We start from the raw sequence: 15974 nt of genomic DNA, 5'->3' as shown, positions 1-15974 counted from the left end.
GCAATTGTCAGAGCACGGCGAGGCGGTCCAGCAAGCGCTCGGACTGCTTGATCTCCGCGCTGAGCGGGTGGTCCTCCGGGATGTGCGACAGGCCCCCGTCGGCGAGCCGGAACGCTTCCCGCAGCGGGGTGTCCGGCAGCGGCGCGCCGGACAGCCGCAGCGCGCGCACCGCGCCGAGCAGCTCGCACGCCAGCACCGTCCGGTACGCGGCGGTGGCGGCGACCGTGCTGCGGACGGCGTGCGTGGAGAAGCTCGCGTGGTCCTCCAGTCCGCGGGAGATCACGGCCGTGCCGAGGGTGACCGGCGAGGCCGCGTGCCGCAGCGTGCCCAGCGCGTCGTGCGCGACGTACTCCAGGATCATGATCCCCGAGCTGCCCGCCGGCCCCTCGGCGAGGAACGGCGGCAGCCCGCTCAGGTCGGGCTCCACCAGGTCGCCGAGGCGCGCGGTGGACAGCTCCGCGACGTGGTGCAGGGCCGCGCGCAGCTGGTCGAACGCCAGCGCGACGTACGCGGTGGAGAACTGGCCGTGGTGGTAGGCCTGCTCGGTCTCGACGTCGATCAGCGGGTTCTCCGCGGCGGCGTTGATGTCGATGGCCAGGACGCGTTCGACGGCGGCCGCGGCGTCCAGCGCCGGGCCCTGCACCTGCGGGAACGCGCGCAGCCCGAACGGGTCCTGCAGCCGGCGACCCTCCGGCAGGTCGCCGGCGGCGGTGAGCAGGCGGCGCAGTTCTGCCGCGCACCGGACGGCGCCCGGGTGCGGGCGGGCGGCGTGGACGCGTTCCGAGTACGCCTCGGCCGAGCCGCCGAGCGCGCAGAACGTCAGCGCCGTGACGACGTGGCTCGCGGCGAGCAGCCGGCTCAGGTCGTGCCAGGCGAGCACGGCCTCGCCGAGGGTGGCGGCGTTGCTGGAGATGAACGCGAGCGCGTCGCCCGGGCTGATCGCGACCGGGTCGAGGTCGCCCGCCGCCCACGGCAGCTCCCCCGCCAGGGTCAGGGCGATCTCCGCGAGCTGGGCGAGGTCGCCGGTGCCGATGGCGCCGCGCGAGTGGACGTGCGGGAGCGCGCCGACGCGCAACGCCGTCTGCAGCACCTCCAGCAGCCGCGGGTGCACCCCGCTGCCGCCGGCGGCGAGCTGGTTGAGGCGAATGGCCATCACCGCGCGCACGGCGTCGTCGGGCAGCGGCTCGCCGGTCCCGCCCGCGTGGCTGCGCAGCAGGCGCAGGCCGTGGTGGTCGGCCGACTCCGGGTCGACGACGGTGTGCCGGTTGGCGCCGACCCCGGTCGTGCGGCCGTACACCGCGCGCTTGGCGCCCAGCTCCACGGCCAGCTGGTAGCCCGCCTCCGCCCGCTTCACCGCGTCGGCGCCGAGCTCCGTCGACGCGCTGCGCCGGGCCACGCGCACCACGTCGGCGCACCGGAGGCCGGTCCCGCTGATCTCGATGCGGTTGGTGTCGGTCATCGCCACCTTCCCTAACAAGCGCTCTTGACAAGTTTTCATTCATTCCTAAGGTGACATGAAACTACTCATTCACACAAGGACGGAGGCCCGGTGTCCCGGTCGCTGCACGAGCTGCTCACCGCCCACCGGCTGACCCCGGCGCAGCGGCGCATCGCCAGCTACCTCGCCGACCACGCGGCCGAGGCCGTGGCGCTCACCAGCGCCGAGCTCGCCGAGTACGCGCAGGTCAGCCAGCCGTCGGTCACCCGGTTCGTCGCGTTGCTCGGTTTCGACGGCTATGCCGGGTTCCGCCGCTACCTGCGCGAAGCCGCGGCCGAGCCCGAGCCGGAGTGCGGTGGCAACAAGTTCCAGGACGCCATCGACGCCGATCTCCGCAACCTCGGCGCGTTGCGGGCGCAGCTGGCCGACGACACCCGGCTGCGGACGCTCGCGGCGGGGCTCATGGAGTCCGTCCCGCTCGTGGTGACGGGCTACCGCGTCTCGTCGGCGCAGGCAGCCTCCTTCGCTTACCTGGCCACGAAGATCCACCCGGACGTCCGGCTGCTGACCGACTCCGGCAGCGTCTTCGGCGACTCCCTGCGCCACGCCCACCGGTGCGGCGCCCGGACGCTGGTCCTGGTCGCGCTCCCCCGCTACCCGCGGGAAAGCGCCGCCGCGCTCGAGCAGGCCCGCGCGCTGGGCCTGCGCACCCTGCTGATCACGGACCGGCCCGTCACGGCGCTCACCCCCCTCGCCGACGACGTGCTGAGCGCGGGTGTCGCGTCGGAGTTCGTGTTCGACTCCCACGCCGCGGTCGTCTCGCTGACCGTGGCGCTGGTCGAGGCGATGGCCGACGCGGCCGGCGCCACGGCCCGGCAACGACTGGAAGGCTTCGAAGACTATGCCGCAGAGCACGACCTCTTCCTCCCCGAGTGAAGCGGTCACGGCCTTTGACGACGTCCCCCTCAACCGGTTCCACCTGCGCATCACGGCGCTGACGTTCTGCGCCAACTACTCCGACGGCTACGAGCTGGGCATCATCAGCATCGCCCTGCCGGTGATCGCCTCCTCGCTCGGTTTCGGCGCGGTGTGGGAAGGACTGCTCGGCGCGTCGGCGCTGATCGGGATCTTCCTCGGCAGCGTGCTCGTCGGCTGGGCGGCGGACAAGATCGGCCGCCAGCGACTGTACACAGTGGACTTCCTGCTGATCGCCGTCGCGTCGGCCGCGGAGTTCTTCGTCCAGGATCCCGTGCAGCTGTTCATCCTGCGGCTTTTGATCGGGATAGGCATCGGCGCCGACTACGCGCTGGGGCCGACGCTCGTCGCGGAGTTCGTCCCCCGCAAGTACCGCGGCGGGCTGCTGGCTTCCCTGACGGTGCTGTGGACCGTGGGTTACGTCGCGGCGTTCTTCCTGGGCAACTACCTGGTCTCCCTGGGCGGCGACTCGTGGCGCTGGCTGCTCGCGACGAGCTGCGTCCCGGCGATCGCCGTGGTGCTGCTGCGCATCGGCGTCCCGGAGTCGCCGCGCTGGCTGCTCACGCAGGGCCGGCTCGACCAGGCCCGCGCGGTGGTGCGCCGGCTGCGCGGCGACGAAGCCGCGTTCGAGCGGCTGGTGGCCACCCACCGCCCGGAGCGGCGGGCGCGCTACCGCGAGCTGTTCGGCAAGCGGTACCGGCGCGCCACGGCGTTCGGCGCGATCTTCTACAACGCGCAGGTGATCCCGTACTTCGCGATCTACACGTTCCTGCCGCTGGTGCTGCTCAAGATCGGCATCGGCGAGGAGGACACGACCAGCGACGGGGTCCTGAACCTGTTCCTGCTGCTGGGCAGCTTCGGCGGCCTGTGGCTGGTGGCGAAGATGACCCGCCGCGGCCTGACGATCTGGTCGTTCGTGGTGCTGATCGCGACGATGGCCCCGATGGCGCTCTGGCCGGACGCCCCGACGGCGCTGCTGTTCCCGCTGTTCCTGGTCTTCACGTTCACCATGTCGGCGGCGGTCAACCTCGACCAGGTGTACCCGCCGGAGCTGTTCCCCACGGACCTGCGCAGTTCGGGCGTGGGGCTGCTGAACGGGTTGAGCCGCGTGGGCTCGGCGATCGGCACGTTCCTGCTCCCGCTGGCACTGGACGGGATCGGCTTCTCCCCGACGATGCTGATCCTGACGCTGGTCCTCGTCGTGGGGCTCGTGGTGTCGGTGAAGTGGGCCCCGGAGACGAAGAACTCCATGCTGGACTGACGAACCCGGGGCCGCCCGGAAGCGGCGGCCCCGGGCGGTCAGGACGGGCGGTTCGCGTCGGGGATCTCGATGCTGATCGGGTTCCCCTCGGACAGGAACAGCAGCGTCGCCTGGCGGATGATCTCGTCGAACGTCCAGTACGCCGCCGGGGCCAGCGGGAACGGGAGCAGGCCCTCGCGGACCGCGATGAACGGGCCCCACGCCACCTCGAGCAGCGGGTCCCAGACCGGTTCGCGGGGGATGTGCAGCCAGTTCGCGATCTGGTCGCCGAGCATGAACCGCGTGAACGCACCGAGGACGTGCGTGCTCAGCACGCCACCATCCACAGTGGACCCGAGGTTGAGCAGGATGTCGGCCAGGGCGATGCCCTCGTCGGTCGGCGCCAGCACCGGGGTCAGGATCTGCTCGGCCTGGGTGTTCGCTTCGGTCCACGACGCCGGGATGTACTCGTCCATGATGCCGAGCATGTGCGCGGTCAGCTGCCAGGAGTGCAGGAACCCCTCGGACTCCGCGCGCGGGATCGGCACCTCCCACGAGGTCAGCTTCCCCATCACGGTCGTCGGCAGGCTGTGCCACGTGACGAGCATGTCGCGCTGGCTGATCGGCACCGTCTGGTCGGCGGTGCCCGTCCACTGCGGTGACTGCGGCAGCAGGTGGCGCACCGCGGCGTGCACGAGCCGGGTCTTCACGCACGTCACGATCATCTCGCCGTCGGGGGCGAAGGCGTTGCGCGTCATGATGTCGTAGCCGAGCTTGGCGGTCTTGGTGATGCGGTCCTTCATGGCCGCGCCGCCCTTGGAGTAGTACACCGCGCGCGCCTCGTGCGGGATGACCGTGCTGATCATCCCGCTCGCCAGGCCGTACAGGATGCCGAGGTAGAGCCCCCGCTTCTCGGTGAACGCGAACGACTTGGCGAGCTTGCCCGAGTCGGCCCAGGACGGCAGCTGCCGCGCCCGCTCGACGAAGTCCCGGACGTCGGCGGGCAGGCCTTCGGGCAGCGCCTGGCCGTTCTTCTTCCACGTCCGCAGCAGCGCGTTCACCGCCGGCACGTCCCCGCGGTCGATGACCGACGCGAGCAGCGCGTCGGCCTCCGGGTCCCACACCCACCGGGGATCCGCGCCCGCCCCGGTCCGGGCGACCGACGCCGCCGCCGGCCACGTCCACAACGCCGGCGACGCCACGGTCACCGCGCCCAGCACTCCCAGCGTCCCGCCGCGTTTCAACGCGAGCCGCCGGCTGACTTCGTCCTTGGCCATCGCTTCTCCTCCGGAGCCGAGATCAACAGTGATGCTCGAACATTCAGGTACAGTGATACGCGACTTGCCTCCTTGTATCAGAGCATGATGTGCTGACCCCTGCAAGCCCCCGAGTGGAAGGATCAGGAGGTGGTTGTGGACCAGCCGTTCATCGGTGCCCCGGGCGCGGAGTCACTGCTGGAGCGCGCCTACATCGACGCCGTCGAACAGGTCGATGACACCGACGACATCCGCGTTCGCGTGCTCGACGCGGCCTACGAGCAGTTCTGCCGGATGGGCATCCAGCGGTCCACGATGGAGGACGTCGCCAAGCGCGCCGGGCTCTCCCGCATCACCGTCTACCGGCGGTTCGCGACGAAGGACACGCTCGTCGAGCACGTCGTGCGCCGCGAGTACCGCCGCTACTTCGACCGGTTCCTCGTCGAGATCAAGCAGGCCGAGACGGTCGCCGACCGGGTCGTGCTCGGCTTCGTGAGCTCCCTGCGCGCCATCCGGGGCAACCCGCTGATCGGCGGGCTGATGGCCGCGGAACCGGGCCTGCTCGCGTCGTCGATGATCACCGACGACGGGCGCACGCTGGCCACCGTGCGGGCGTTCGTCGCCGGCCAGCTCCGGCAGGAGCAGCACGCGGGGAACGTGCGCGCCGAGCTGGACGCCGACGTCGTCGCCGAGCTGATGGTCCGGATGTCCGGCTCCTTCCTCGCCATCCCCAGCCACGTCATCGACCTCGACGACGAGGAGCAGCTGGCCGCGCTGGCCCGCCGCTACCTCGTCCCCATGCTCGAAGCCTGAGCTCGTACCCCTACCGCCGGGAGCACTCGTGAGCCTTTCCACCGAGCAACGCGACTTCGTCGCCGCCGTCGACGACTTCTGCCGCCGGGAGGTGGGCGAACGGACCACCCCGCACGACGACGCGCTGTACCGGAAGATGGCCGAGCCCGGCTGGCTCGGCGTCGCCGTCCCGCGGGAGTACGGCGGGGCCGGCCAGGGGATGCTGGACCTGGTGCTGTTCCTGGAGACGACGGCCTACCACCAGGCACCGATCGGCGGGTTCGCCACGTCGGTGATCACGGCGGCGTCGTACGAGAAGTTCGCCTCGGAGGACCGCAAGCGCGCGGTGCTCGGCGACTTCCTCCGCGGCGAGGTGCTGGCCGTCTCGATGTCCGAGCCCGGCGCGGGCTCCGACGTCGGAGCGCTGGCGTGCAAGGCGGCTCGCCAGGACGGCCGCTGGGTGATCGACGGGCAGAAGACGTGGTGCTCCAACGCGCACCTCGCCCGGCACATCCTGCTGGTCGCGCGCACGTCCGCCGACGGCGGCAAGCACGACGGTCTGACGATGTTCTCGGTGCCGGCCGGCGTCGAGGGCCTGGCGGTGCACGGCATCGACACGATGGGCGGGCGCGAGGTGAACGACCTCTACTTCACCGGCTGCGCCCTGCCGGCGGACGCGGTGGTCGGCGAGGTCGGCCAGGGCTGGCGGCAGCTGATGGCGGGGCTCAACCTCGAGCGGATGATCCTGGCGGCCCTGATGCTCGGCACGGCCCGCCGCGCGTTCGACGACACGGTGTCCTACGTCCGCGAGCGCCGGCAGTTCGGCCGTCCGGTGGGCTCGTTCCAGGCCCTGCGGCACCGGATCGCCGACCACGCGACCGAGCTGGAGTGCACCCGCCTGCTGGTGCACGACGTCGCCCGCAAGATCGACGCTTCGGGCGGGAAACCGTTGCCGCGGGAGGCATCCATGGCGAAGCTCAAGGCAACGGAGTTCGCGAAGGCCATGGCACTCGACGGAATGCAGATGATGGGCGGCTACGGCTACGCGACCGAGTACGGCATGGAACGCCTCCTCCGGTCGACGGTGGTGTCGACTGTGTACGGCGGCACGAGCGAAATCCAGCGCGACATCATCGGCAAGACGTACGGCCTCTAGCCGAGCCTGGCCCGCAGCGCCGCCGCGATCTCGCCCGCCTCGGTGAGCTGTGCCGGGGTCAGCGCGTCCACGAACAGCTCGCGGACCGCCGTCAGGTGCGGGACCGTCGCCGCGCGGAACGCCGCCGCACCTTCCTCCGTCAGCACCACCTCGGCGCCGCGGTTGTCCGTTCGGCACTCCTCGCGGCGGATCAGGCCGCGCTTCTCCATCCGGCCGAGGTGGTGGGACAGGCGGCTGCGCTCCCAGCCGATGTCGTCGGCCAGCTGTGACGATCGCAGCCTCTGCCCGTCCGCCTCGCTGAGCGCCAGCAGCACCGCGTAGTCCCCCGGCGAAAGCGCGCACTCCGCCTGCAGCCGCGCGCCCAGTTCGGCGCGCAGGGCTTCCGCCGTCTCGATGAACCCGCGCCAGACGCGCAGCTCTTCCGTGGTCGGCAGCACGCGCCGGCGTCGTGTCGTCTCCGTCACTCTGCCTCCTAGTTGACACGTCAATCATATCGAGCGGATGATTGACGTGTCAATCAAAGGAGTCACGGTGTTCGAACTGGGACTGAACTCGTTCGGCGAGGTCGCCACGGACGGCGGCCGCGCGCTGAGCGACGCGGAGACCGTCCGGTTGCTCGTCGAGGAGGCGCGGCTGGCCGAGTCGGCGGGCCTGGACGTCTTCAGCGTCGGCGAGCACTACCGCGAGGGGCACAACGACAGCGCGACGCCCGTCCTGCTGGCGGCGATCGCGACGGCGACCGAGCGCATCCAGCTCGGCACGTCCGTGACCGTCCTCAGCACGAACGACCCCGTGCGGCTCTACCAGGAGTTCTCGACCCTGGACGCGGTCTCGGACGGACGTGCCCAGCTGGTCCTCGGCCGGGCCTCGGCGACGGAGTCGTTCCCGCTGTTCGGCTACGACCTCGCCGACTACGAGCGGCTCTTCGAAGAGAAGCTCGACCTGTTCGTGCGGCTGCAGCGCGAGGACAGCGTCACCTGGTCCGGCGACGTAAGGGCACCACTCACGAACCAGACGCTGCACCCGCGGATGCGCCCGGGCGGGATCCCCACCTGGATCGGCGTCGGCGGCAGCCCGGACTCCGTCGTGCGCGCCGCCCGCTACGGCCTTCCGCTCATGCTGGCGATCATCGGCGGACGGCCGCAGCGGTTCGCCGGCCACGTCGAGCTGTACCACCGCGCGCTCGAACAGTTCGGGCAGTCGCCGCAGCCGGTCGGCCAGCACTCGCTCGGCCTGGTCGCCGACACCGACGAAGAAGCCGTCGAGACGTGGTGGCAGTACTGGCAGCCGGTCGTCGCGCGGATCTCCGCCGAACGCGGCTTCTACCCGCCGGACCGGGACCGGTATCTGTCCGAAGTGGACACCGGCGCCCTGTTCGTGGGCTCCCCCGAGACCGTCGCCCGCAAGATCGCGACCGTGGCGCGGGACCTGCGCCTGAGCCGCTTCGACCTCAAGTACGACATCATGCACCTGCCGCGGGACGCTCGCGCCCGGACGATCGAGCTGCTCGGCCGTGAGGTCGCGCCGCGGGTGCGCGAACTGCTCGCGAAGGAGCCTTCCCGTGCCTGACCTCCAGTTCGGCCTCGACACGTTCGGCGACGTCCCCGAGGACGACGCCGGCCGGCCGCTGTCCCACGCCGCCGCCATCCGGCAGGTCGTCGACGAAGCCGTCCTCGCCGACGAGATCGGGGTGGACGTGATCGCCCTCGGCGAGCACCACCGCCCCGAGTACTCCATCTCCACGCCCGAAACCGTGCTGGCCGGCATCGCCACCCGCACCTCGCGGATCCGGCTGTCCTCCGGCGTCACGGTGCTGAGCTCCGACGACCCCGTCCGCGTGTTCCAGCGCTTCGCGACGGTCGACGCCCTCTCGGACGGGCGCGCCGAGGTCATCCTCGGCCGGGGTTCGTTCACCGAGTCGTTCCCGCTGTTCGGCTACGACCTGAGCGACTACGACGCACTCTTCGAGGAGAAGCTCGACCTGTTCGTGCGGCTGCTCGACGAGAAACCCGTGACCTGGCAGGGAAAGCACCGGCCGGCGCTGGCGGACGCCGACGTCTACCCCAAGACCGACGCCGGCCGGCTGTCCACGTGGGTCGGCGTCGGCGGCTCGCCCCAGTCGGTCATCCGGACCGCCCACCACGGCCTCTCGCTCATGCTGGCGATCATCGGCGGGGCGCCGGGGCGGTTCGCGCCCTACCTCGACCTGTACCGCCGGGCCGCCGCGCAGTTCGGCACCACCGCCCACCCGGTCGGCATGCACTCCCCCGGGTTCGTCGCCGACACCGACGAGGAGGCCCGCGAGGTGTTCTGGCCGCGCTACCGCGTGATCCGCGACCGGATCGGCGCGCTGCGGGGCTGGGCACCGATCCGGCGCGAAGAGTACGACCACGAGATCGAGCACGGCTCCCTGTACATCGGTTCCCCCGAGACCGTCGCGCGCAAGATCGCCGGCGCGGTCGCGGAGCTGGGCGTCGGCCGGTTCGACCTGATCTACAGCTCCGGATCGCAACCGGCGAGCGCCCGCCTGCGCGCGGTCGAGCTGTACGGCACCCGGGTGATCCCGATGGTGCGCGACCTGCTGACGGAGGCGAAATGATCATCGGCATCCTCGGCGCGGGCAAGGTCGGCACCGTCTTGGCGCGGCTCGCGCTCGCCGCCGGGCACGACGTGCTCGTCGCGGGCTCGGGCGCGCCGGAGAAGATCGCGCTCACGATTGACGTCCTCACGCCCGGCGCGGTCGCGACGACCGCGCCGGAGGCGGCGGCGAAAGCGGACGTCGTCATCCTCGCGCTGCCACTGGGCAAGTACCGCACGCTCCCGGCCGGTGCGCTGGCCGGGAAGCTGGTCGTCGACGCGATGAACTACTGGTGGGAGGTCGACGGCGTCCGCGACGACCTGCGCGTGTCGACCAGCGTGACCGTTCAGTCCTTTTTGGACGGAGCGAGGGTGGTGAAGGCGTTCAACCACATGGGGTACCACGACCTCGAGGAGGAGGCCCGCCCCGCGGGGACGCCGGGCCGGAAGGCGATCGCGATCGCCGGTGACGACCCGGCCGACGTGACACGGGTGGCGGACCTGGTCGACGCGCTGGGCTTCGACCCGCTGGTCGCCGGTTCCCTGGCCGACGGGGTGCGGCTCGAGCCCGGCGCCGAAGCCTTCGGGGCGAACGTCAGCGCCGATGAGCTGCGCGTCATGCTCGACCGGTTCCCCGCTTCGGCCGCCGCTTCGTAGGAAAGTCGCGTTCGCGTGGCCGGTCGGTCCCGGGTGCCGAGCGCGGCCCGCAGGTGCTGCTCGGTCTGCGCTCCCACCAGCCGGCATCGACCGCACGCCGCGGCGGCCTCCAGGTTCGGGCCGCGGTAGGTGCGGTGGTCGGCGATGGTGCAGCGGGCCACTCCGCTGAGCACCGAAGCCGGTCCGGCTGCCGAGGCGCATCAGGCCACGACCACGGCCCGCTTCGCCCGGACGGTCAGCGCCGCGATCGCCGCGGCGCCGACCAGGGACACCGCGATGCCCACGAGGACCGCGGTGTTCCAGCCCGCGGTCAACGCGGCCGGGGTCGCGTGGACGGCCAGCACGCTGACCACCGTGACGCCGAGCGCGGCGCCGACGTAGCGGCTGGTGTTGTTGATGCCGCTGCCCATCCCGGCCCGCTGCGGCGGCACGCTCGCCACCGCTTCGCGCCCCAGCGACGCGTTCACGATGCCCGTGCCGAAGCCCGCCACCGCCAGGCCCGGCAGGAGGAATGCCGGCCCCGAGCCCGGGGTGACGAACGCGAGCGGGACGAGTCCCCCGGCCACCACGACCAGGCCGGCGCTCATCCGCGCGCCGCCGGACAGGGTGACCGGGAGCCGGCGTGTCAGCAGCGCCGAGGCCACGCTCGTCGCCGACCAGGCCAGCACCACCAGCGCCGCTGTCAGGGGACGCAGCGCGAGACCGTTTTCGAGCATCGTGCAGAGGAACGCCATCAGCGCGGTGACGCCGGCGCCGGCCACGAACGCGCCCGCCGTCGCCGACACCAGTGCCGGGCGGCGGAAGAGCGTCAGGTCGAGCATGCCGCCGCCGGAGGAGTTCTGGTGGGCGAAGAACGCGGCGAGCAGCACGACCGCCGCCGCGATCAAGGCCAGCTCGAGGGGACTCGTCCAGCCCTGCCTGCCTTCGGTCAACGCGGCCAGCAGCGCCGCGAGGCCGCCGCCCAGCAGCAGCGCGCCGGGCAGGTCGACCGTCCGGGCCCGCCCCGAGACGGACTCTTCCAGCAGGACCCGCCCGAGCACGGCCACCCCGAGCGACAGCGCCGTGATCACGACGTAGAGCACGCGCCAGTCGTGGTCGAGGGCCGCGCCGGCCAGCGGGCCGATCGCGATGCCCGCGCCGACGCAGGCGCCCCACAGGCCGCTCGCGCGGGCGCGGCCGGCGGGGTCCGGGAACGCGGGCCCGAGCACCGCGAGGCCGCACGCGATCAGCGCGGCACCGCCGAGGCCTTCGACGACCCGGCCGGCGATGAACGTCAGCGGCCCGGGCGCGACCGCGCACAGCACGGACCCGACGGCCGTCACGACGGCCCCGGCGACGAAGACGCGCCGCCGGCCGAAGTCGTCGCCGATCGCGCCGGCCGGCAGCAGCGCGACGGCCAGCCCGAGGCTCATCGAGCTGAGGATCCACGACGTCGCGACCGCGCCGGCCCCGAGGCCGCCGGCCACGGCCGGGACGATCGAGAGCGGCGCGGTGAAGACGAAGAGAGCGAGCAGGGTCGCGCCGCCGGAGGCGACGAGGACGGCACCGGGACGGCTGGCCATGCGGACTCCCATTGATTCGGTCACCGAACTCTTTCGCCGAGAGGCTAGCACGGTTGGTTCGATGAACGAACTCTTTTGTGGCAGACTGGTCGCATGGCACTCCCCCGCGAGTACACCAACCAGGCCTGCTCGATGGTCCGCGCCCTGGAGGTCGTCGGAGAACGCTGGACGCTGCTGATCGTCCGCGACGCCGTCTTCGGCGTCCGCCGCTTCAGCGACTTCGCCGAGCACCTGGGCATCCCGCGCGCGGTCCTGACCGAACGACTGGAGTTCCTCATCACCGAAGGCGTGCTGGAGCGCGTGCCGGGACCCGGCAAGCGCAGCGAGTACGAGCTGACGGCGAAGGGGCGGGGGCTCTGGCCTGCCGTCCGCGCCCTGTCGGCGTGGGGCGACGAGCACTACGCGCCGGGCGGCCGGCGACGGGTGTACGTCCACGCGGGCTGCGAGGGCGAAGTGGCGCAGTCGGGCGCCTGCCTGCGGTGTGGCGACGAGGTGCCGCTCGCCGAGACGGTGATGACGCCGGGCCCGGGACTGACCCCGCCGTCGCCGGAAGACGGCCAGGTCAGCGCGATCCTCGCGCACCCGCGGCGCCTTCTCCAGCCCGTGCACTGAGCCTTGGTCGCCCCTCAACGTGGACGGCGCTCTGGATTCTGTACCTACTAGTATGTACAGTCCTCGGCGTGGACACCAGGAAGCAGCTCATCGACAGCACCCGCGAGCTGTTGTGGGAGCGCGGTTACGTGGGCACCAGCCCCAAGGCCATCCAGCAGCACGCCGGCGCCGGGCAAGGCAGCATGTACCACCACTTCTCCGGCAAGCGGGAGCTCGCCCTGGAAGCCGTGCGGCGCAGCGCGGACGAGCTGCTGGCGGCCGCCGAGGCGCAGCTGCGCACGCCCGGGACCGCCGTCGAGCGGATCACCGCGTACCTGCGTCGTGAGCGCGAAGTGCTCAGGGGCTGCCCCATCGGCCGGCTCACGCAGGACCCCGAGATCGTCGCCGACCCGGAGCTGCGCGCGCCGGTCGACGCGACGTTGACGCGCCTGCGGGCCCGCCTCGCCGAGGTTCTCGACGAGGGCCGGGCCGCGGGCGAGCTGCCCGCCGGCCTGGACACCGCGGCCCTGGCCGCGACCGTCGTCGCCGTCCTGCAGGGCGGCTACGTGCTGGCTCGCGCCGCGGCCGCGCCCGAACCGTTCGACCAAGCCGTTTCCGGCGTCCTCGCCCTGCTCACCGCCCTCTGAGGAGTCCTTTCGTGCACGTCCTCCCCGTTCCCCTGGTCAGCGCTCCCGCGCCCGCCGACGTGATCTCCGGCAGTGCGTGGGTCACGTCGCTCGCCGTCCCCGAAGGTCCGTCGCGGACCCGGGTCGACCGCGTGCAGTTCGCGCCCGGCGCCCGCACGCGCTGGCACCGGCACCCGCTCGGCCAGGTCCTGGTCGTCACCGACGGCACCGGGTACGTGCAACGCCGAGGCGGCCCGGCCCAGCTCCTCCGGCCCGGCGAGACGGTCCGCGTGGCCGCCGGCGAATGGCACTGGCACGGCGCGACCGACACGTCGTCGATGACGCACCTGGCGATCGAGGAGATCCCCGAGGACGGTGCCGCGACGGAGTTCGGCGACGCGGTGGCCGGCGTCGAGGTCACGGCCGCCGCCGAACCGCCCGTGACCCGGACTTTGGTGCTGGAGCAACAGCTTCCGGCACCCCGCATGGTCGACCACGTCGAGATCCGCCGCATCACGATCGCCCCCGGCCACGGCTCGGGTTTGCACGTCCACAACGGACCGGTGTTCGGCAGCATCGAGGCCGGCTCGGCGGTGTACGAGATCGAGGGCGAGCCCGCGTCGGTGCTGCGGCCCGGAGATGTCTTCTACGAGCCGGAAGCCACGCGGATCGCGCGGTTCGACGCGCAGGAGAACGGTGTCACCTTCATCGCCCACTTCCCAGCGGGGCCAGGCGAAACCCCGCGCCTCGACCCGCTGGACAGTTAGGCCGCGGCGAAGTAGTCGCCGGTTTCCAGGTCTTCAAGCAGCCCCTGGTGCGTGGGAGCCCAGCCGAGCAGTCGCCGGGTGTCCACACCGGAAACCGGCCCGTCGAAGCCGTACACCCGCGCCATGAACGGGCTCGGGAAGTGCGTCGCGGCCTCCTCCGGCGACATCGAGGCCGCCGGAACGTCGAGCTTGCGGGCGATCGTCTCCGCGATGGCTCTGAACGGCACGTTTTCGGCGACCCCGTGCAGCACGCTCCCGGCGGGCGCCCCCTCCAGAGCCAGGCGGAACAGGATCGCCGCGTCCCGGCGGTGGACCGCGGGCCAGCGGTTGCCGCCGTCACCGACGTACGCCGACACGCCGGTCTCGCGCGCGGTGGCGATGAGCATCGGGATGAAGCCGTGGTCGCGCGGGCCGTGGACGGTCGGCGCGAGCCGGACCACGGTGCCGCCGAACCCCCGGCACGCCTGCTCGCCCGGGATGCGGAAGCCGGCGATGCCGTGGGCGTCGGGCTCGTCCCGCTCGGTGGCCTCCCGGCCGCCGGGCAGGACCAGCGTGCCCGACGTGCTGACGAACGGCTTGCCCGCCGCCACCCGGCCGAGTGCCTCGATCGCGGCCGTGTCGCGCCGCGTCAGGTCGTCCGGATCGGCGAAGTCGCCGCCGAAGGCCATGTGCAGGACGCCGTCGGCGGCTTCGGCTCCCCGGCGCAGGCCGTCGAGGTCTTCCAGGGAACCGCGGAATGCGCTGGCGCCCAACGACTCCAGCCGGGTGGCGGCGGCCTCCGAGCGGGCGAGGCCGGTGACGGTGTGGCCCGCCGCGAGGAGCTCGGCGACGACGGTGGGTCCGGTCTGGCCGGAACCCCCGGTGACGAAGACGTGCACAACGCTCTCCTTAACGCCAGTGAATGGCACTACTTAGCGCCAGTCGCTGACAGTACGCGTAGTGCCAGACACTGGCGCAACGTGACGCCAGTCACTGGCGGAATGCGGTAGCCTCGGCCCCGTGCCACGAAGCGGAGCGGAAGCGCGCCGCCGTCTCCAGCAGGCGGCGCTCGAGCTGTACGGGGAACGCGGGTTCGACCGGACCACCACGGCGGAGATCGCCGCGCGGGCCGGCGTCAACGAACGCACGTACTTCCGGCACTTCCCGGACAAGCGCGAGGTGCTCTTCGACGGCGAAGCCGACCTGCGCGACACGATGACCCAGGCGGTCGCCGAAGCGCCCGACGGCCTGACGCCGTTCGAGATCCTGCTGCGCGCGTTCCGGAAGGCCGCGCGGATCCTCGAAGCCAACCGCCCGTTCTCCGAGCCGCGGCTGGCGATCATCGCCGCGACCCCGGCGCTGCGCGAACGCGAACTGGCCAAGCACGCGTCCCTCACCGACGCCCTGGCGGCGGCCCTGCGCGAGCGAGGCGTCCAGAGCGGGCCGGCCGCCCTGGCCGCGCAGACCGGCTGGGCCACCTTCCACCACGCGGCCCAGGCCTGGATCGACGACCCGTCGCGGACCCTGGACGTCCATCTCTCGCAAGCCTTCGACGACCTGCGGGCCCTGTCGACCGGAGGCGAACGATGACCGAGCGGCAAGGCGTCCTGATCACCGGCGGCTCTCGCGGCATCGGCCGGGCCACCGCCGTGGCCTTCGCGGCGCGCGGCTACCGCGTGGCGGTCCACTACGCGACCCGGCGCGACGACGCCGAGACCACCCTTGAGCAACTGCACGGGTCCGGGCACACCAGCATCCCCGGCGACCTCGGTGACCCCGCCGCCGCGCGCAAGGTCGTCGACGAAGCCGTGGCGACGCTCGGCCGCGTCGACGTCCTGGTCAACAACGCCGCCCAGGCCCCGACCGAGCGGAACCGGCACGCCGTCGCCGAGGTCGGCTACGACCAGTGGGTCGAGGCGTGGCGGCGCACGTTCGACGTCAACCTCTTCGGCGCCGCGAACGTCACGTGGGCGGTGGCCCGGCACCTGATCGAGCGGGGCCGCCCGGGCAGCGTCGTCAACGTCGGCTCGCGCGGCGCGTTCCGCGGCGAACCCGAGCACCCGGCCTACGGCGCGAGCAAGGCGGCGCTGCACGCCTTCGGTCAGTCGATGGCGCTCGCACTGGCACCGCACGGGATTTCCGTGACGTCGGTGGCGCCCGGGTTCGTCGCCACCGAACGCCAGGAGTCCAAGCTCGCCGGCCCGGACGGCGACGCGCTGCGGGACCAGAGCCCGTTCGGCCGGGCGGGCACGGCCGAAGAGGTCGCCGCGGCGATCGTCCACCTCGCCTCCCCGGAGGCGGCGTGGAGCTCCGGCGCGATCCTCGACGTCAACGGCGCCTCGTACCTGCGCTGACCGG

General features: G+C 72.4%; 17 protein-coding genes. 12 read left to right on the top strand and 5 right to left on the bottom strand.

The window, feature by feature from the left end; genetic code table 11:
* Window positions 1-7 precede the first annotated feature (7 nt).
* The gene (locus ACZ7OU_RS27740) at window positions 8-1459 is read right to left on the bottom strand and encodes an aromatic amino acid ammonia-lyase (RefSeq protein ID WP_470257356.1); all 1452 of its coding nucleotides are present in this window, start codon (window positions 1457-1459) and stop codon (window positions 8-10) included.
* Window positions 1460-1549: 90 nt separating this feature from the next.
* On the opposite strand from ACZ7OU_RS27740, the gene ACZ7OU_RS27735 reads away from it, so the two are divergent.
* Together ACZ7OU_RS27735 and ACZ7OU_RS27730 are read left to right on the top strand one after the other, a co-directional pair.
* A complete protein-coding gene (locus ACZ7OU_RS27735) occupies window positions 1550-2374 on the top strand; it encodes a MurR/RpiR family transcriptional regulator (protein ID WP_470257355.1) in 825 nt (274 codons plus the stop codon).
* A complete protein-coding gene (locus tag ACZ7OU_RS27730) occupies window positions 2340-3674 on the top strand; it encodes an MFS transporter (RefSeq protein WP_470257354.1) in 1335 nt (444 codons plus the stop codon). The genes ACZ7OU_RS27735 and ACZ7OU_RS27730 overlap by 35 nt, the downstream gene beginning before the upstream one ends.
* Window positions 3675-3712: 38 nt before the next feature.
* On the opposite strand, the gene ACZ7OU_RS27725 is transcribed toward ACZ7OU_RS27730, so the two are convergent.
* On the bottom strand, window positions 3713-4930 hold the full coding sequence (locus ACZ7OU_RS27725; RefSeq protein WP_470257353.1) for an oxygenase MpaB family protein: 1218 nt from the start codon (window positions 4928-4930) through the stop codon (window positions 3713-3715).
* Window positions 4931-5059: 129 nt separating this feature from the next.
* On the opposite strand from ACZ7OU_RS27725, the gene ACZ7OU_RS27720 reads away from it, so the two are divergent.
* Entirely contained in the window at window positions 5060-5722 is a 663-nt protein-coding gene (locus ACZ7OU_RS27720) for a TetR/AcrR family transcriptional regulator (protein ID WP_470257352.1), read from the top strand.
* A gap of 28 nt (window positions 5723-5750) precedes the next feature.
* Entirely contained in the window at window positions 5751-6857 is a 1107-nt protein-coding gene (locus ACZ7OU_RS27715; RefSeq protein ID WP_470257351.1) for an acyl-CoA dehydrogenase family protein, read from the top strand.
* On the opposite strand, the gene ACZ7OU_RS27710 is transcribed toward ACZ7OU_RS27715, so the two are convergent.
* The gene (locus ACZ7OU_RS27710) at window positions 6854-7321 is read right to left on the bottom strand and encodes a MarR family winged helix-turn-helix transcriptional regulator (RefSeq protein ID WP_470257350.1); all 468 of its coding nucleotides are present in this window, start codon (window positions 7319-7321) and stop codon (window positions 6854-6856) included. The genes ACZ7OU_RS27715 and ACZ7OU_RS27710 overlap by 4 nt on opposite strands.
* Window positions 7322-7388: 67 nt before the next feature.
* Here ACZ7OU_RS27710 and ACZ7OU_RS27705 point away from each other — a divergent pair, with 67 nt between their 5' ends.
* From ACZ7OU_RS27705 to ACZ7OU_RS27695, 3 genes are read left to right on the top strand one after another with little or no spacing between them, the layout of a single operon-like run.
* Entirely contained in the window at window positions 7389-8426 is a 1038-nt protein-coding gene (locus tag ACZ7OU_RS27705; protein WP_470257349.1) for an LLM class flavin-dependent oxidoreductase, read from the top strand.
* On the top strand, window positions 8419-9456 hold the full coding sequence (locus ACZ7OU_RS27700; RefSeq protein ID WP_470257348.1) for an LLM class flavin-dependent oxidoreductase: 1038 nt from the start codon (window positions 8419-8421) through the stop codon (window positions 9454-9456). Before ACZ7OU_RS27705 ends, ACZ7OU_RS27700 begins: the two co-directional genes overlap by 8 nt.
* On the top strand, window positions 9453-10091 hold the full coding sequence (locus ACZ7OU_RS27695) for an NADPH-dependent F420 reductase (protein WP_470257347.1): 639 nt from the start codon (window positions 9453-9455) through the stop codon (window positions 10089-10091). Before ACZ7OU_RS27700 ends, ACZ7OU_RS27695 begins: the two co-directional genes overlap by 4 nt.
* Before the next feature lie 200 nt (window positions 10092-10291).
* On the opposite strand, the gene ACZ7OU_RS27690 is transcribed toward ACZ7OU_RS27695, so the two are convergent.
* Window positions 10292-11653, bottom strand: a complete 1362-nt coding sequence (locus tag ACZ7OU_RS27690; RefSeq protein ID WP_470257346.1) for an MFS transporter — start codon at window positions 11651-11653, stop codon at window positions 10292-10294.
* Between the two features lie 93 nt (window positions 11654-11746).
* On the opposite strand from ACZ7OU_RS27690, the gene ACZ7OU_RS27685 reads away from it, so the two are divergent.
* The 3 genes from ACZ7OU_RS27685 (at window position 11747) to ACZ7OU_RS27675 (ending at window position 13637) form a co-directional block, all read left to right on the top strand.
* On the top strand, window positions 11747-12265 hold the full coding sequence (locus tag ACZ7OU_RS27685; protein ID WP_470257345.1) for a winged helix-turn-helix transcriptional regulator: 519 nt from the start codon (window positions 11747-11749) through the stop codon (window positions 12263-12265).
* A 68-nt stretch (window positions 12266-12333) separates the two neighbouring features.
* Window positions 12334-12891: a TetR/AcrR family transcriptional regulator gene (locus ACZ7OU_RS27680; RefSeq protein WP_470257344.1), complete on the top strand. Its 558-nt coding sequence runs from the start codon at window positions 12334-12336 to the stop codon at window positions 12889-12891.
* An 11-nt stretch (window positions 12892-12902) separates the two neighbouring features.
* Window positions 12903-13637, top strand: a complete 735-nt coding sequence (locus ACZ7OU_RS27675) for a cupin domain-containing protein (RefSeq protein ID WP_470257343.1) — start codon at window positions 12903-12905, stop codon at window positions 13635-13637.
* On the opposite strand, the gene ACZ7OU_RS27670 is transcribed toward ACZ7OU_RS27675, so the two are convergent.
* Entirely contained in the window at window positions 13634-14515 is an 882-nt protein-coding gene (locus ACZ7OU_RS27670; RefSeq protein WP_470257342.1) for an SDR family oxidoreductase, read from the bottom strand. The two genes, ACZ7OU_RS27675 and ACZ7OU_RS27670, sit on opposite strands and share 4 nt — an antisense overlap.
* Window positions 14516-14636: 121 nt before the next feature.
* On the opposite strand from ACZ7OU_RS27670, the gene ACZ7OU_RS27665 reads away from it, so the two are divergent.
* Together ACZ7OU_RS27665 and ACZ7OU_RS27660 are read left to right on the top strand one after the other, a co-directional pair.
* Complete coding sequence (locus tag ACZ7OU_RS27665; RefSeq protein WP_470257341.1) at window positions 14637-15206, top strand: TetR/AcrR family transcriptional regulator; 570 nt, start codon at window positions 14637-14639, stop codon at window positions 15204-15206.
* Complete coding sequence (locus ACZ7OU_RS27660) at window positions 15203-15970, top strand: SDR family NAD(P)-dependent oxidoreductase (protein ID WP_470257340.1); 768 nt, start codon at window positions 15203-15205, stop codon at window positions 15968-15970. Before ACZ7OU_RS27665 ends, ACZ7OU_RS27660 begins: the two co-directional genes overlap by 4 nt.
* Window positions 15971-15974: the final 4 nt, after the last annotated feature.

The sequence above is a fragment of the Amycolatopsis sp. NPDC114505 genome (assembly GCF_055633615.1).
The sequence above is the reverse complement of the archived record's forward strand: the minus strand, read 5'-3'. Positions and strand labels throughout refer to the sequence as shown.

Coding starts and splice junctions, on each gene's coding strand:
- ACZ7OU_RS27690 (WP_470257346.1), bottom strand. CDS start 11,653: ATGGCCAGCCGTCCCGGTGCCGTCCTCGTCGCCTCCGGCGGCGCGACC.
- ACZ7OU_RS27725 (WP_470257353.1), bottom strand. CDS start 4,930: ATGGCCAAGGACGAAGTCAGCCGGCGGCTCGCGTTGAAACGCGGCGGG.
- ACZ7OU_RS27660 (WP_470257340.1), top strand. CDS start 15,203: ATGACCGAGCGGCAAGGCGTCCTGATCACCGGCGGCTCTCGCGGCATC.
- ACZ7OU_RS27730 (WP_470257354.1), top strand. CDS start 2,340: ATGCCGCAGAGCACGACCTCTTCCTCCCCGAGTGAAGCGGTCACGGCC.
- ACZ7OU_RS27740 (WP_470257356.1), bottom strand. CDS start 1,459: ATGACCGACACCAACCGCATCGAGATCAGCGGGACCGGCCTCCGGTGC.
- ACZ7OU_RS27685 (WP_470257345.1), top strand. CDS start 11,747: ATGGCACTCCCCCGCGAGTACACCAACCAGGCCTGCTCGATGGTCCGC.
- ACZ7OU_RS27695 (WP_470257347.1), top strand. CDS start 9,453: ATGATCATCGGCATCCTCGGCGCGGGCAAGGTCGGCACCGTCTTGGCG.